Here is a 15,857-nt window from a genome sequence, read left to right on the forward strand (position 1 = left end):
CAGGAACCCTCCGGAAGTCCCAGCAACTCCCCGGAAGTCCCAGGCACACGCCCCGCAATTCCACAGGCACACCCCGACAGGAGCCGCCCCCGTGCCCCGCCTCGCCCTCTACGCCATCGCCGTCTGCGCCCTGGCCGCCATCGCGGCGGTCGTCTCCTTCGTCCAGGGCAGTTGGCTCGGCGTCGTCTGGATCCTGCTCGCCGGGCTCTCCTCCAACATGGCCTGGTACTACCTGCGCCGGGCGAAGCTGGAACGGGCCCGGCAGTCCCCGCAGCAGTCCCCGAGCGCCACGGGCTGACCCTGCCCCGGCCTTGTGGCCCTGTCCGTTCCTAGGAGTTGGCCGGGCCGCAGATGAACTCGTCGCGGGACTCCCAGAACGTGAAGAAGTTCCGGCCGCAGTAGGTGTCCAGATCGGTCACGCCGAGTGCGCGCAGGACCGCGTCTATCGCGTCGAAGAAGACCGCGTTCACGCTCGGGATCAGGATGATCACAAAGACGGCGAGCAGTCCGAACGGCGCGTACGGCTCGACCTGCCGGCGTATCCGGTACGACAGCCACGGCTCGATCACCCCGTAACCGTCCAGGCCCGGCACCGGCAGGGAGTTCAGGATCGCCGCCGTGACCTGGAGAAGGGCGAGGAAGCCGAGCGCGTAGCGGAAGCCCGTCGGCACGCCCGAGAGCGCGCCCAGCCAGAAGGGGGCGGTGCAGGCTATCGCGAACAGTACGTTCGTGAGCGGGCCCGCCGCGGAGATCAGGCTGTGCTTCCAGCGGCCCCGGATTCGGTGCTGCTCGATGAAGACCGCGCCGCCCGGCAGACCGATACCGCCCATGATCACAAAGATCACCGGCAGCACGATGCTCAGCATGCCATGGGTGTATTTGAGCGGATTGAGGGTGAGATATCCCTTCGCGCCGATCGAGATGTCCCCGCCGTACAGCGCGGTGCGCGCGTGCGCGTACTCGTGCAGACAGAGCGAGACGATCCAGCCGCCGGTGACGAACAGGAACAGGGCGATCCGGATGTCCGCGGCGAAGCCCGTCCAGGTGGCCCAGGCCGCGACGGCCGTGATGGCGACGATGCCCAGGAAGACGGGGGAGACCCGCCGGTCGCCGGCGCGGGTGGTGGCGGTGGTCATGGAGGGCGCTCCCCGGGAGGGTGAGGTGGGCGATCGGGCCTGCCCGACCGTATAGCCGCCGTGCCTGCCGCGTCGAAAACGTTTCACGGTCCGGTCCGAGTTCCGGTTCGCGGCCCCTTCCGTTCCGGTCTGCCCGGTCCGGCCGGTCCGGCCGTTCCGGTTTGCTCGGCAGGTCTGCCCGGTCCGGTCTGCTTCCGGACTGCTCGGTTCCGTCTTCCTCGGTCCGGCCGGTCTGCTTTGGTCCGGGCGGGGACCTGTTCCGGGGGAGGCGGGACGCGGGGCGACCGGTCCCGCGGGCGTCACGGACAATGGGCGGATGCGCTACCGCCTTCTCGGCACCACCCGGGCCCTGCACGACGACGGCACCCCCGTCGCGCTCGGCGGGGCGCGGCTGCGTGCGCTGCTGACGGTCCTCGCGCTGCGGCCCGGCCGTACGGTCCCGGTCGGGGAGCTTGTCGCCGGGGTGTGGGACGGCGATCCGCCCGCCGACGCGGTGGGGGCGCTCCAGGCCCTCGTCGGGCGGCTGCGGCGGGCGCTCGGGCCCGGCGCGGTGTCCTCGGCGGACGGCGGGTACCGGCTGTGCGCGGACGAGGACGAGGTGGACCTCCACCGGTTCGGCCGGCTCGCGGCGGAGGGGGCGCGGGCCCTGGGGGAGGGCGACGCGGCCAAGGCGGCGGTCCTCCTCGACGACGCTCTGGCGCTCTGGCGCGGTCCGGCGCTGGCCGATCTGCCCGGCCGTACGGGGACGCCCGAGACGACCCGCTGGGAGACCCGCCGCCTGGAGGCCCGCAGGACCCGGCTCGCGGCGGCGCTCGCGCTGGGGCGTGCTGAGGAGGCGCTGCCGGAACTGGCCGCGCTCTGCGGTGAGTTCTCCCTCGACGAACCCCTCCAGGGCCTGCGTATCCGCGCGTTGCGCGACGCGGGCCGGCCCGCGGAGGCGCTGGCGGCGTACGAGGACGTACGCCGCGCACTCGCCGACCGCCTGGGTACCAGCCCGGGGCCGGAACTCCGCGCGCTGTACGGGGAGTTGCTGCACGCGGACGGATCCGGCGGTAGGGGACACGAGGTGGTGCGCCGCGGTGATGTGCCTGGCAGTGCTGTGACGCGCGGCGCCGTGCCCCGCGATGCCGTGCCCCGCAGCGCCGTGTCTCGCGATGCCGTGCGGGACGGTGTTGTGCGGGAGGGAGCCGTGCCGGAGGGAGCCGTGCCGGACGGTGTTGTGCGGGACGGTGTTGTGCGGGACGGTGTCGTGCCGGGCAACCTCCGCGCGCGGCTGACCAGTTTCGTCGGGCGCGAGGCGGACATCGAGGCCATCCATGACGACCTCGGGCGGGCCCGGCTGGTGACGCTCCTCGGGCCCGGCGGAGCGGGCAAGACCCGGCTCTCGCAGGAGGCCGCCGAGCGGATGGCCGAGAACTGGCCCGACGGCGTATGGCTCGCCGAACTCGCGCCCGTGACCGACCCGGAGACCGTGCCCGAGGCCGTACTGACCGCGCTCGGGGCGCGCGAGACGGTACTGCGCGGGGCGGGCGGCGAGGAACTGCGGGCCGCCGACCGGCAGGCGGGCGAGCCCCTCGTACGCCTCGCCGAACACTGCGCGCGCCGCCGCATGCTGCTCCTGCTCGACAACTGCGAGCACGTCGTCGGGGCCGCCGCCGCCCTCGCCGAGGAACTCCTCGCCCGCTGCCCGGACTTGACCGTACTGGCGACGAGCCGGGAGCCGCTGGGGGTGTGGGGTGAGGTGGTGCGTCCGGTGGAGCCGTTGCCGCCGGATCCGGCGTTCCGGTTGTTCGCTGAGCGGGGCCGGGCGGTGCGGCCGGGGTTTGAGGCGGGTGAGGACGCGGGTGCGGTGGGGGAGATCTGTCGTCGGCTGGATGGTCTGCCGTTGGCGATCGAGCTGGCGGCGGCGCGGTTGCGGATGTTGTCGCCGCGGCAGATCGCGGACCGGTTGGACGACCGTTTCCGGTTGTTGACGAGTGGGAGCCGGACGGTGCTGCCGCGTCAGCAGACCCTGCGCGCGGTCGTCGACTGGTCCTGGGACCTGCTGGACGAGCGGGAGCGCGCGGTCCTCCGCCGGCTGTCGGTCTTCGCGGGCGGCTGCGCCCTGCCCGCCGCGGAGTTCGTCTGCGCGACGGATGACGGGCCGGGCCCGGACGGCGCCCGGCACGCTGTCCACAGCCGGGTCGCCTCCCGGGACGTCGCCGGGATCCTGGGGGCGCTCATCGACAAGTCGCTGGTCGCCGCCGCGCCTTCGGCCGACGGCGGAATGCGCTACCGGTTGCTGGAGACCGTCGGCGAGTACGCCGCCGAGCGGCTCGACGAGGCCGTCGAGCGGGGCGCCGTCGAGCGGCGGCACCTGGTCCACTACCGGGAGCTGGCCCGGACCACCGATCCACTGCTGCGCGGGCCCGGGCAGCGGAGCGGGATGGCCGTGCTGCAACGGGAGTACGAGAATGTGCGCACCGCCCTGCGCCGCGCACACGCCGCCGGCGACGAGCAGGAGATGCTCTGCCTCGTCCTGTCCCTCGCCTGGTTCTGGCTGATGCTCGATCTGCGCGCCGACGCACGGCAGTGGGCCAGGGCCGCCGCGCTGCTCGGGCCCGATCCGTTCGCGGCGCCCGTCGTGCCGGCCCCGCCGCTTCCGGCGCGGTGCACGGACGCGCCCCCGCCCATGAATCCCGAGATGCTCCAGGAGGCCCGGCGCGAGGTACGGCTGATCGAGATGGTCAGCATGGACCACGACTCCGAGGACTGGACCACCCCCGAACGGCGCGCCTGGCTGGGGCGGGCGGCCTCCGCCTACCGGCCCGGCCTGCCGCAGACCTGCCGGTTCCCCGGCACCCTGATCTTCATCACCATCATGCTCACCGGCGACACCGACCGGCTCCGCCTCATGCTGGACGAGACCGTGCGGGCCTGTGAGGAGTTCGGTTACGAATGGGAGCTGGCCGGCGCGCTCCACGTACGGGCCAACGTCCTGGCCAACCGGAGCGCCTCGGCCGACGAGGCCGGCCGTGACGCCGACCGCAGCCTGGCCATCTACGACCGGCTGGGCGACGCCTGGGGCGCGGCCGAGGCGCTCTCCGCCCGGGGCGAGGCGAGGGACAAGCGCGGTGAGTACGCACTCGCGGCCGAGGACTACGTGGCGGCCATCCGTCACGCCGAAAGCCTCGGCGCCCAGAGCCAGGTCGTCCTGCTCCGGTCCCGCCTCGCGGCCACGTTGTTCGAGACGGGCCGCGGCGAGGAGGGCGAGCGCATGCTCCGCGAGGTGCTGGCCGAGGGCCGCGAGACGGCACACGACGCGATGCCCGCCGCCCGGCTCTTCCTCGCGCTCTGGCTGGGCCGTACGGGACGCGTCGCCGAGGCGCGTGAGCAACTGGCGCTGCTGCTCGAAATCTTCCGCTCCCGGACCCTGCTCATCTTCGAGGGCTTCGTGAACGGCGCCTTCGCCCATCTGGACTGCACGGAGGGCAACTGGACGTCGGCGCTGGAGTCGTCCCTCAAGGCCGTGGAGACCTCGCGAATGCCGCTCTCGCAGATGATCGCGCCGGAGATGGCCGCGGTCCATCTGCTCACGGCCGCCTGGGCGCTGGGCGGTCTGGCGGGCGAGGACGTACGCGAGGGCGGGGGGACGGAGCGGGCCCGTGCCGCCGCCCGGCTGATCGGCGCCTACGAAGGGCAGCTACCCGCGGGGCACTTCAGAAACTCCGTCGAGCGGGAGCTGCTGGAGCACGCCTGCGAGGTCGTCGATGCCGTCCTCGACGGCACCGCCGCCACGAAGGCCCGCGCCGAGGGCGTCGGCCTCACCGTGGAGGAGGCCGTCGCCCTCGTACGGACCGCGATGGCCGAGCGGCCCGCCTGAGCCGGCCGGCCGGACGCGCCCCCGCGCCCCCCGTCGGACCGCGGGCCCCGGGACCTCCGGACGTCGGACCGCAGGCCCCGGACCTCCGGACCTCAGGACTTCTTCCGGAACTTCGCCACCGCCAGCGGCGCCGTCACCACCGTGATCCCCGCCGCCCAGGCCAGCGTCATCCACACCGAGTGCGCCACCGGGCCGCCGTTTATCAGGCTCCGAGCCGCGTCCGCCAGATTCGACAGCGGGTTGTAGTCCGTGAAGGTCTGGAGCCAGCCCGGCATCGTGGACGGCGGAGCGAAGATCGACGAGCCGAACTGCAGGGGCATCAGGACCAGCATGGCCACCCCCTGCACCGCTTGGGCCGTCTTCATCGTCAGCCCCAGCAGGATGAAGATCCACATCAGCGAGGCACCGAAGGCCAGTGAGAGCCCGACCGCCCCGGCCAGGTCCAGCACCGAGGTCTTGATCTCCATGCCGAGCAGAAAGCCCATGCCCAGCAGGATCGCGGTGGCGACCAGCATCCGGCCGATCTCGACGACGATCTTCGCGATCAGCACGGAGGACCGCGCTATCGGCATCGTACGGAACCGGTCCATGACTCCCTTGCGGAAGTCGTCGTTCATCCCCGTGCCCACCGCCATCGCGATGTTCATGCCCATCATGGCCATCAGACCCGGGATCACGTAGTTGACGTAGGCGTCCCGGCTGCCGCCCAGACTCGCGCCGACCGAGCCGCCGAAGACATATACGAACAGCAGCGTGAAGATGACCGGCATCAGCAGGACGTCGAACATCGACTCCGGATCCTGCTTGATCTGAAGGGCGTTGCGGCGCACCAGCGCGCCGATGTGCCGGAGATTGGCGCGCAGGCCGATCCGGCCCTCGTCGGCACGCACCGGGGCGGGCGTGGGCGTCCGCTCGGGGGCGGAGGTGGACAGTGTGGTCGCGCTCATGCCGCGATCTCCTCGGGTGCGGTGTCGGACGCGGAGCTCTTCTGGCCGGTGATGGCCAGGAACACCTCGTCCAGGCTGGGCAGATGGGTGCCGATGTGGGCGATGCCGAAGCCGCGCTCGCCCAGCAGGCCGACGACCGCGGTGAGCTGCTCGTCGCTGAGGATCGGTACGTACAGGAGGCCCTCGTCGGGGACGGCCTGGGTGCCGGAGATCCCGTCGAGGCCGGTCTCGGTGATCGCCCGCGCCATCGCCGGGAGCTGCGCCGGATCCACCGGTCTGATCTGGAGGGTGCGACCGCCGACCTTGGCCTTCAGCTCATTGACCCCGCCACTGGCGATGACCCGGCCGCGGTCGATGACCGTCAGCTCGCTCGCGAGCTGCTCGGCCTCCTCCATGTACTGCGTGGTGAGCAGGACGGTGGCGCCCTCGGCGACCATCCGCTGCACCTCGTCCCAGACTTCGTTGCGCGTACGGGGATCGAGCCCGGTCGTCGGCTCGTCCAGATAGAGCACCGACGGGCGGCCGATCATCGACGCGGCCAGGTCGAGCCGGCGCCGCATACCGCCCGAATACTGCATCGCGGGCTTCTTCGCCGCGTCCGTGAGCGAGAAGCGCTCCAGCAGTTCGTCGGAGCGGTGGCGGGCGTCCTTGCGGGAGAGATCGAGGAGACGGCCGATCATATAGAGGTTCTCCCAGCCGGAGAGCTTCTCGTCGACCGAGGCGTACTGCCCCGTGAGGCCTATCGTGCGCCGCAGTTGGCGGGGCTGGCGCAGCACGTCGTATCCCGCGACCATCGCGGTGCCGGCGTCCGGCTGGACGAGTGTGGAGAGGATACGGACGAGCGTCGTCTTGCCGGCGCCGTTGGGCCCGAGCACACCGAGGACGGTGCCCTCGCGCACATCGAGGTCGATTCCGTCGAGTGCGCGGGTGCCCTGCGGTCCGCCGTACTGCTTGACCAGCCCCCGCACCTCGACGGCATTGCCGGTGCGGCCGCCGTTGGGGTTCTTGTCGATTCGCGTCATGGCATCAGTGGACCATCCGCCACCGACAATCCACCGACAGTCCGCCGACAAGCCGCTGTCGGCGGGCCGTCAGGCTGTGGACAACCGCATGCGGCAGCCCGCCGACGGGGGATGATCGGCGGGCTGCCGCTCGTGCGGGCAGTGGCTTGGGGGCCGTGCCGCGACCGGCGTTCCGGGCCTGCGCACCCGGCCGTCCGGCCGGCCGGAGCCGAGGGCGTACACACCCGGCGTCCATCCAGGCCGCGGTGCGGCCGCTAGTGGAAGGTGTGCTCCTCCTGAGGGAACGTTCCGCCAATGACCTCGTCGGCGAACGCCTTCGCCGCGTCGCCCAGTGTCCGGCGCAGATCCGCGTACTGCTTGGTGAACCGCGGCACCCTGCCGCCCGTCAGCCCGACCATGTCCGTGTAGACGAGCACCTGCGCGTCCGTCTCGGCGCCCGCGCCGATCCCGATGGTCGGGATGTGCAGGATGCGGGTGACCTCGGCGGCCAGCTCGGCCGGAACCAGTTCGAGCACCACCGCGAAGGCGCCCGCGTCCTGGACCGCCTTGGCGTCGCGGAGAAGCTGCTGGGCGGCCTCCTCGCCGCGCCCCTGCACCCGGTACCCCAGGGTGTTGACCGACTGCGGGGTGAGCCCGATGTGTCCCATCACCGGGATACCGGCCTGGACCAGCAACTCGATCTGGGTGTGCGACCGCTCGCCGCCCTCCAGCTTGATCGCGCCGACACCCGCGTCCTTCACCAGCCGGGTGGCGCTGCGCAGGGCCTGGGCCGGCCCTTCCTGGTACGAGCCGAAGGGCAGGTCGGCGACGACCAGGGCGCGCTTCGTACCCCGTACGACGGCGGCCGACAGCATCGCCATCTCGTCGAGGGTGACGGGCACCGTGGTGTCGTAGCCGAGATGGCAGTTGCCCATGGAGTCGCCCACGAGCATCACGGGGATACCGGCCTCGTCGAAGACCGAGGCGGTCATGGCGTCATAGGCGGTGAGCATGGGCCACTTCTCGCCACGCTCTTTGGCCGCGGCGATGTCGTGGACGGTGATACGACGGGAACTCTTGCCGCCGTACAGCGCCTTCGCACTGTCGACGGTGCTCCCCGCGGGCGGCTTCTGCGCAGCCTGAAGAGTCATGGCCGATGGCCCTTTCGTCATCTCGAGGCGCCCTGACGGCGTCCCCGGACCGTATCCATGGTGGCATCCCGAGGCCGTCCTCGGGAAGTGGGCCCCCCTCACAGGACCCACAGGCTCCGCGAGGGCCTCGCCCCATCCAACCGGACGCCGTGCTCGGCGATTCCCCGGCCGGACTCGGTCGAACGTCCGCTCGGTAAAGGTTCTCCAATACGAGACGGTCTCGTATCGAAATCGGTCTAGCCTGTGCGTCATGTCCACACCGTCCGGCGCCCCTGCCGCCGCACCTCGCACACCACAGCCCGAACCGCCCCGCATACCCGAGGCCGTCCACCGCCGCCGCTGGCTGATCCTGGGCGTGCTCATGTTCAGCCTGCTCATCATCGTGCTGGACAACTCGATCCTGAACGTGGCGGTCAAGACCATCGCGGCCCCCGCACCCACCGGCATCGGCGCCACCCAGAGCGAGCTGGAGTGGGCGATCAATTCGTACACCCTCGTCTTCGCCGGACTCCTCTTCACCTCCGGCCTGCTCGGTGACCGTATCGGCCGCAAGAAGGTCCTGCTCTTCGGCATCTTCGTGTTCGGCGTCGGCTCGGCGCTCGCCGCCCTGTCCGGATCGCCCGCCGAACTCATCGGCTACCGCGCCCTGATGGGCTTCGGCGCCGCCTTTGTGATGCCTGCCACCCTCGCCGTCCTGATGAATGTCTTCGAGCGCGAGGAGCAGCCCAAGGCCATCGGCATCTGGGCGGGCAGTGTCGGTCTCGGTATCGCCATCGGCCCGATCACCGGTGGACTACTGCTCGAACACTTCTGGTGGGGCTCCATATTCCTGGTCAACGTGCCCGTCGCCGTGGTCGCGCTGGTCGCGATGGTGCTGCTCGTCCCCGACTCCAGGGACCCCCGCCCCGGCAAGGTCGACCCGCTGGGTGTCGTGCTCTCCATCGTCGGACTCGTCCTCCTGGTGTACGGGATCATCCGCGGCGGCGAACTGGCCGACTTCGGCGACACGTCCGTGCTTCTGCCGCTGCTCGCGGGCCTCGCTGTCCTGGCCGGCTTCGTCTGGCACGAGAAGCGCAGCAGCCATCCGGCCATCGACATCTCGTACTTCAAGAAGCCGGCCTTCGCGGCCGCCGTCGCCGCCATCGCGCTGGTCTTCTTCGCGCTGATGGGTGTGACGTTCTTCTCGGCCTTCTATCTCCAGAGCGTGCGCGGCTACAGCGCGCTCGACTCCGGGCTGCTGATCGTGCCGCTGGCGGCGGCTCAGATGATCTTCGCGCCGAGGGCCCGGCTGGTCGTGGACCGGTTCGGTGCCCGCGCGGTCTGCACGGCGGGCATGCTGCTGGTCGCGGTCGGCCTCGCGGCCTTCGCGTTCTTCGACGAGGGCACCCCGGTCTGGGTGCTGTGCGTCGTGTTCTTCGTCCAGGGCACCGGAATGGCGCACATCATGCCGCCGGTGACCGTCGCGGTGATGCAGGCGCTGCCCCGCGAGAAGGCCGGCTCGGGCTCGGCGATCAACAACACATTCCGGCAGGTCGGCGGCGCCCTGGGCATCGCCGTACTCGGCTCGGTGCTCTCCGCGACCTACCGCGGCTCGATCGAGGGGCACCTCGACGCGGTCCCGGCCGCCGCGCGGGACGCGGCGGGGGAGTCGATCGAGGCGACGCTCGCCGTCGCGGAGAAGCTGGGCCCGGCGGGCAGGCCGCTGATCGGCCCGGCGTACGACGCGTTCCTGCACGCCATGCATGTCACGGCGCTGGGCTCGGCGGTGGTGGCGCTGATCGGCGCGGCGGTCGTCGCGTTCTTCCTGCCGAGGCTGCCGCCGGCGCAGCGGCTCGACGGAAGCGGCGAGGCGGACAAGACGGGCGAAACGCCTGAGCCCGCCGCCACCCGGGGCTGACACCCGCCGTTCCCGGCCGCCCGGACCGCCCGTACAGGCGGCCGGTGGCCGGGAACGGAGGGATCACACCCCCGCCATGTACGAGAATCAGCGCGGCGGCGGTACTGCGGTACGGCGGTGGTGCCGCGGACGAAACGGCTGACGGGGGCCGACGGAGAGGCGGAACGACGTGCGGGAGCGGGTCCACGAGGTTCGCGAGACCGGCGGGGACGAAGAGGCCCATGAGGCTCCTGAGCCCCATGAAGCCCATGAAGCCCATGAGACCGGCGAGTCCGGTGCGGTCGGCGGGGCCGGTGGGGTCCGTGAGATCCGTCAGGTCCGTGAGAAGGAGCTCCGGCGCGGCAGGCCACGCAGCGAGGCCGCAGAGCGGGCGATCCTCGAAGCCGTCGTGCATCTGCTGGAGGACGGTGTGCCGCTCGGCTCCCTCTCCATCGAACGCATCGCCCGCACGGCGGGCGTCGGCAAGGCCACCATCTACCGCCGCTGGCTCGGCAAGGAGGAACTCTTCGTCGACGTCCTGCGGGAGATCGAGCCCCCCGAGCCCGAACTGCCCGGCACCTCCGCCCTCGACGACCTCCGGACCATGCTGGAGTCGATGCGCCGGCGCGGACTGGCCCAGCGCTCCTCCACCTTCCTCCACAACGTCGTCGTGGAGATGAAGAGCCGGCCCAGGCTGTGGCAGGAGTATCACCGGACGGTGGTCGACCCCCGGCGGGAGGCCATGCTCGCGGTGGTACGCCGGGGGATCGCCTCCGGCGAGCTGCGCGACGATCTCAGCGCGGAGCTGATGCAGGACATGCTGTCCGGCCCCATGCTGCTCCGTACGCTGCACCAGCCCGGCTCGCCCCTGGACGACGATCTGGCCGACCAGATCATCCGCGCGGCACTGGAGGGCCTGGCGCCCCGCCCCTGAGCCCCTGTGCTTGTGCCACCGCCCCTGGGCCCCCGGCCTCAGTGTCACTGCCCCTGAGTGCCCGTACCCGAGCTGTTCCGTTTGAGGGGACGGGAGGGGTAATCCCCGGTACCGTACGGGAGTCGCGGAACGTACGGGAGGCTGAATCGCCCCCACGGCGGACGCGGTCGCGCTGCCCGCAAGGCCACGATCCGGTACAGAACGGCCCATGCCGCCCGTACCGGCTCGTATCACGGTGAACGTCCGGCCTGCCGGACCGATCGCACCGGAATCCGGACGGGACGGTCCATGCGTGATCCGTCACAGCCGCCCGTGATTCGTCCTTGATCGGAACCCGCCGCGCCGCGGTCTTCGTCTCCGGGACAGTACGGCCGTCCCCCCGACGGCGGAGTAGCGCTCGTAGATCGCCTAGGGTCAGGGGCGGGCGTGCACGGCAAGGCAGTGAGGGCAGCGGACATGACGCAGGAGTACACGGCGCACTCGGTGACGGCGGACGGGGCGGCGCCCCGCACCGGATCCCGCGTCAGAACCCTGCTGGGCCGGTGGCGCCGGGATCCCGGCATCTGGCGGCGCGGCATCATTCTCGCCATCCTGGCCGTACTGGTCGCGCTGCTGATGAGCTTTCACGCGCAGATCCCCAACAGGATCGGCAATCTGGGCAGTCTTATCGAGACCTTTCTGCCCTGGTTCGGGCTGTTCGTTCCGCTGCTTCTCATTCTGGCGCTGGTACGGCGCTCGGCCACCGCGCTGATCGCTCTGCTGCTGCCCGCCGTGGTCTGGCTCAACCTCTTCGGCGGCCTCCTCACCGACAAGTCCGGCGAGGGCGGCGATCTCACCGTCGCCACCCACAATGTCAACGCCGGAAACCCCGACCCCGAGGGCACGGCGCGCGACCTCGCCGAATCGGGCGTGGATGTCCTGGCGCTGGAGGAGCTGAAGGACAGCGCCGTACCGACGTACGAGAAGGCGCTGTCGGACACCTACGCGTACCACTCGGTGCAGGGCACCGTCGGGCTGTGGAGCAAGTACCCGCTGAGCGCCACCGAGCCCGTCGACATCCGGCTCGGCTGGGTCCGCGCGATGCGCTCCACGGTCACCACCCCGCACGGGAAGGTCGCCGTCTATGTGGCGCATCTCCCGTCCGTACGGGTCAAGCTGAACGCGGGCTTCACCGCCAACCAGCGCGACGACAGCGCGGACGCCCTGGGCGAGGCCATCTCCCATGAGCAGATCGAGCAGGTGATCCTGCTCGGCGACCTCAACGGCACGATGAACGACCGCTCCCTCAGGGCCGTCACCTCCCAGATGCGCTCCACCCAGGGCGCCGCGGGCCATGGTTACGGCTTCAGTTGGCCGGCGTCGTTCCCGCTGGCGCGGATCGACCAGATCATGGTGAAGGGCGTCGAACCGGCCTCGTCCTGGACCCTTCCCCGGACCGACAGCGACCATCTGCCGATCGCGGCCCGGGTCCAAGTGCGCTGAGGCGAGGGTCCACGTGCGCTGAGGCGCGGGTCCATGTACGCCGAGGACCGGGTCCATGTGCGCGGAGGACCGGGTCCACGTGCGCGGAGCGGTGCGTCGGGCGCAATCCGGAGTTCATCTCCCGGAACAAACGGCCTGAGAGACTTTGTTCAGACGAGGTACTAACTCCTGGTCCCTCACTGCTGGATCCCTCGCGGGTTCCTCACCGCTGAAAGGTCTCTTTTCATGCCCCTGGCCCTGCTCGCCCTCGCTGTGAGCGCCTTCGGCATCGGTACGACCGAGTTTGTGATGATGGGCCTGCTGCCCAATGTCGCGGACGATCTGGGAACGTCCGTGCCCACCGCCGGCCATCTCGTCTCCGCGTACGCCCTCGGCGTCGTCATCGGCGCCCCGCTGCTCACCGCCATCGGCTCCCGTATCCCGCGCAAGCGGATGCTCCTGCTGCTGATGGCACTCTTCGTCGTCGGCAATCTCGCCTCCGCGCTCGCGCCGGGCTTCGGCTGGCTGCTGGCGGGCCGGGTGCTCGCCGGGCTGCCGCACGGCGCGTTCTTCGGCGTCGGCGCGGTCGTCGCCGCCCGCATGGTGCGCGAGGGGCGGCAGGCGCGGGCCGTCGCGACCATGTTCCTCGGCCTGACCGTCGCCAATATCGTCGGCGTCCCGGCGGCCACCCTGCTCGGCCAGCACCTCGGCTGGCGCGCCACCTTCCTGGTGGTGACCGCGATCGGGCTGCTCTCGCTGGTGGCCCTGGCCCGGCTCGTACCGTACGTACCGCTCGACGCGCACCAGAGCCTCGGCCGGGAGGTGCGTGCCCTCGGGAACCGGCAGGTGCTGCTCGGTCTGGCCACCGCGGTGTTCGGCTTCGCCGGGGTCTTCGCGGTCTACTCGTACCTCGCCTCGATGACCACCGAGGTCATGGGCTTCGGCGAGTCCTCCGTGACGCTCGTCCTGGCGCTGTTCGGCATCGGTATGACACTCGGCGCGCTGGCGGCGGGGCCGCTGACCGACCGGGCGCTGCGGCCGACGCTCTACGTCTCGCTGGCCGCCCTGGCGGCTGTGCTGGTCGGTTTCCGTTTCACGGCGCACGTCCAGTGGGCGGCGCTGGTGATGGTGGTCCTGCTGGGCGCGATCGGCTTCCTGACCACCACCCCGCTCCAGATGCTCGTCATGAACAAGGCCAAGGACGCCCCGACCCTCGCCTCCGCCTCCAACCACTCGGCCTTCAACCTCGCCAACGCGGGCGGCGCCTGGGCGGGCGGCACGGCGATCGCGGCCGGCTGGGGCTGGATGTCCCCGGCCCTGGTCGGCGCGGTCCTCGCGGTGGCCGGCCTGGCGATCGCGGCGACGGCGGGCCTGCTGGACCGTACCGACAGGGGCGCGCCGGCGCGGGCTTCACGCGTGGTGGCGGAGGGCCCTGTCCGGCACGAGGAGCGGTCGCTCAGCTCCTCAGTGCGGGACATGTAGCACCGCACGCGTCTGCCGGTCGCGAACCTGGCCCTTCGACAAGGGCTCGGCGGATTCGTGACCGGCACTCCGGCCCTGCGTGTTCGCGTGATGCCCTTACGGCGAGGCGCTTACGGCGACGCCCCTACGACGACGTGCTTGCGCCGACGCGGCTGCGCCGACGCGACGACGGCACCGCGACCAGGGCCGCACTGAGACCGCGTTCACGACACTGCGCCGCCGGTCGCGCCCCCGCCGGCGGCTACGGGCCGGGCGGCGCGCACTCGATGCCGGAGACCGTCGTGACCACCGAAGGCGTCTGGTGGCCGGGGGCGTCGGGCGCCGGGGCGGCGCCCTCGTCGAGCCCGCGGCCGCTGTGGATCCGCAGCAGTCCCTCGATGCCGCGCAGCAGGGTCTCGCCGGCCTGGACGGGGTCGCCGAGGTAGCCGGCGCTCATCGCGCCGTCGCGGAGCATGACGTAGTGCCGTCCGGCGTGTTCGGCGGGCGCGTCGGAGGTCCCGGCGAACAGTCCGGTGATCGTCTCCAAATACCACTCGCGGTGCGCCACGACGGCCCGGTGGACCGGGTGGTCGGGAGCGGGGAATTCCGCTGCCGCGTTGAGGAAGGCGCATCCGCGGTAGCCGGGCGACCGGATCTGCTCGACCAGGGACGCGCCGATGCCCCGCAGGATGCCGTCGGTCGGCTGGTCCGCGGCCATCAGGGAGCCGATCTGGGCGCGGATCGCCTGGTCGACGCTTCCGATGTAGGCGACGACCAGGTCCTCTTTGCTGCGGAAGTGGCGGTAGAAGGTGGCGTTGGTGACCTTCGACTCGGCGACCAGACGGTCGACGCCCACCGCGTGGATGCCCTCCGTGTAGAAGAGCTGCCCGGCGGTCCTCAGGAGCCGCTCGCGCGCCTCGGAGACCCTTCTGCCGGTGACGGCTTCCGTCTGTGTCATATCGCTCACGGTAGCAGGCGAAAGCCTCAGATGTAGAACGTTCTCTCTTGTTCCGGTGGCAGGAGTGTGTCAGGCTGCGTGCGTACAAGAGAGATCGTTCTCTCTACTTCGAGGCGTCTCGTACGCCTCCCCGCACTCACAGGAGAACTCCATGACATCCGCCGCCCCTGCCTCCGCCTCCGCCAAGCACGTCGGCGCCACGGCCGCCCTGCGCCGGCTGTACGTCATCCGCTTCGTCTTCGCCCTCGCGTGGGCGGCGCTCCTGCTGGTGTCCGGCTCGGACCTCACCACCGGGGCCAGGGTGCTGCTGTTCCTCTATCCCGCCTTCGACGTGGTCGCGGCCGTCGTCGACGCCAGGTCGGCGCGCGCCGCCGGGTCGGTGAAGGGCCTGTACGCCAACATGGCCGTCAGCGCGCTCGCCGCCGTCGGCGTCGCGGTCGCGGGTGCCTCGGGCACCGCTGACGTGCTGCGCGTCTGGGGCGCGTGGGCGATCGTCTCCGGCCTGGTCCAGCTTCTCGTGGGCGTCGCGCGCCGATCGCTGGGCGGCCAGTGGGCCATGATCGTCAGCGGCGGCATCTCGGTGCTGGCGGGCGGGTCCTTCATCAGCGGCGCCTCACAGGACAACCCGTCGCTGACCACCCTCGCCGGCTATGCCACGCTCGGAGGGATCTTCTTCCTCGTCTCGGCGATCCGCCTGTCCCGCTCGACGGCCAGGGGCTGACCGGTGCCGACCGGGGCCGCGGCCACCGGGCCCGGCGCGCGAACCGGAACGTCCCCGACAAGCTCCGGCCCGGCGACGGGCCGGAGCGACGGACGGCGTTCCACGCCATGAGACCGGCCGAGCCGGGGAGTTGGGCCCTTTCCGGCGGATCTTCGCGGCCCGGAACGCCGCAGTGACATCAGCCGCTGCCGCGGCGGGCGGCACCTCACCGCGTTGCCGGAGTCGTCCCAGTACGTCCGGGCCATCGACAACGCGGATCCTCCGCGCCTCGCGATGCTCCCTCGTAGCCCGAAAGGCACGGGAGGGACTCCCTCCGCCAGCGGTCCCGGGCTGATCCACGAAGATCCGC

Annotated in this window: 12 protein-coding genes; 7 read left to right on the top strand and 5 right to left on the bottom strand. The window is 71.4% G+C overall.

Annotation, left to right across the window (positions count from 1 at the left end; translation table 11 throughout):
• Positions 1 to 91: 91 nt before the first annotated feature.
• Positions 92 to 298 (top strand): hypothetical protein, encoded by a 207-nt coding sequence (locus KQY30_RS26255; RefSeq protein ID WP_217308956.1) that lies wholly within the window; start codon positions 92 to 94, stop codon positions 296 to 298.
• Between the two features lie 31 nt (positions 299 to 329).
• On the opposite strand, the gene KQY30_RS26260 is transcribed toward KQY30_RS26255, so the two are convergent.
• Entirely contained in the window at positions 330 to 1,136 is an 807-nt protein-coding gene (locus KQY30_RS26260; protein WP_217308957.1) for a site-2 protease family protein, read from the bottom strand.
• Between the two features lie 316 nt (positions 1,137 to 1,452).
• On the opposite strand from KQY30_RS26260, the gene KQY30_RS26265 reads away from it, so the two are divergent.
• Entirely contained in the window at positions 1,453 to 4,998 is a 3,546-nt protein-coding gene (locus KQY30_RS26265; RefSeq protein WP_217308958.1) for a BTAD domain-containing putative transcriptional regulator, read from the top strand.
• Positions 4,999 to 5,090: 92 nt separating this feature from the next.
• On the opposite strand, the gene KQY30_RS26270 is transcribed toward KQY30_RS26265, so the two are convergent.
• The 3 genes from KQY30_RS26270 to panB form a co-directional block, all read right to left on the bottom strand.
• Positions 5,091 to 5,945 (bottom strand): ABC transporter permease, encoded by an 855-nt coding sequence (locus KQY30_RS26270; RefSeq protein ID WP_217308959.1) that lies wholly within the window; start codon positions 5,943 to 5,945, stop codon positions 5,091 to 5,093.
• Complete coding sequence (locus tag KQY30_RS26275; protein WP_217308960.1) at positions 5,942 to 6,967, bottom strand: ATP-binding cassette domain-containing protein; 1,026 nt, start codon at positions 6,965 to 6,967, stop codon at positions 5,942 to 5,944. Before KQY30_RS26275 ends, KQY30_RS26270 begins: the two co-directional genes overlap by 4 nt.
• Positions 6,968 to 7,221: 254 nt before the next feature.
• The gene (panB, locus tag KQY30_RS26280) at positions 7,222 to 8,097 is read right to left on the bottom strand and encodes a 3-methyl-2-oxobutanoate hydroxymethyltransferase (protein ID WP_217308961.1); all 876 of its coding nucleotides are present in this window, start codon (positions 8,095 to 8,097) and stop codon (positions 7,222 to 7,224) included.
• A 250-nt stretch (positions 8,098 to 8,347) separates the two neighbouring features.
• Here panB and KQY30_RS26285 point away from each other — a divergent pair, with 250 nt between their 5' ends.
• From KQY30_RS26285 to KQY30_RS26300, 4 genes are all read left to right on the top strand, one after another.
• Positions 8,348 to 9,994 (top strand): MFS transporter, encoded by a 1,647-nt coding sequence (locus tag KQY30_RS26285; protein ID WP_217308962.1) that lies wholly within the window; start codon positions 8,348 to 8,350, stop codon positions 9,992 to 9,994.
• A 307-nt stretch (positions 9,995 to 10,301) separates the two neighbouring features.
• Positions 10,302 to 10,907 (top strand): TetR/AcrR family transcriptional regulator, encoded by a 606-nt coding sequence (locus tag KQY30_RS26290; RefSeq protein WP_217311334.1) that lies wholly within the window; start codon positions 10,302 to 10,304, stop codon positions 10,905 to 10,907.
• A 456-nt stretch (positions 10,908 to 11,363) separates the two neighbouring features.
• Positions 11,364 to 12,389: an endonuclease/exonuclease/phosphatase family protein gene (locus tag KQY30_RS26295; RefSeq protein ID WP_217308963.1), complete on the top strand. Its 1,026-nt coding sequence runs from the start codon at positions 11,364 to 11,366 to the stop codon at positions 12,387 to 12,389.
• 225 nt (positions 12,390 to 12,614) lie between these two features.
• Positions 12,615 to 13,850 carry an MFS transporter gene (locus KQY30_RS26300; protein WP_217308964.1) on the top strand — a complete coding sequence of 412 codons (1,236 nt, stop codon included), beginning with the start codon at positions 12,615 to 12,617 and terminating at the stop codon, positions 13,848 to 13,850.
• Positions 13,851 to 14,091: 241 nt separating this feature from the next.
• Here KQY30_RS26300 and KQY30_RS26305 read toward each other — a convergent pair whose 3' ends face one another.
• Positions 14,092 to 14,787, bottom strand: coding sequence for a TetR/AcrR family transcriptional regulator (locus tag KQY30_RS26305; RefSeq protein WP_217308965.1), 696 nt, complete (start codon positions 14,785 to 14,787; stop codon positions 14,092 to 14,094).
• A gap of 151 nt (positions 14,788 to 14,938) precedes the next feature.
• Between KQY30_RS26305 and KQY30_RS26310 the strand changes: the two genes are divergently transcribed.
• Positions 14,939 to 15,508, top strand: a complete 570-nt coding sequence (locus KQY30_RS26310) for a hypothetical protein (RefSeq protein ID WP_217308966.1) — start codon at positions 14,939 to 14,941, stop codon at positions 15,506 to 15,508.
• The last annotated feature ends 349 nt before the right edge of the window (positions 15,509 to 15,857 follow it).

The organism is Streptomyces sp. GMY02 (genome assembly GCF_019056675.1).
GTDB lineage: Bacteria > Actinomycetota > Actinomycetes > Streptomycetales > Streptomycetaceae > Streptomyces > Streptomyces odonnellii.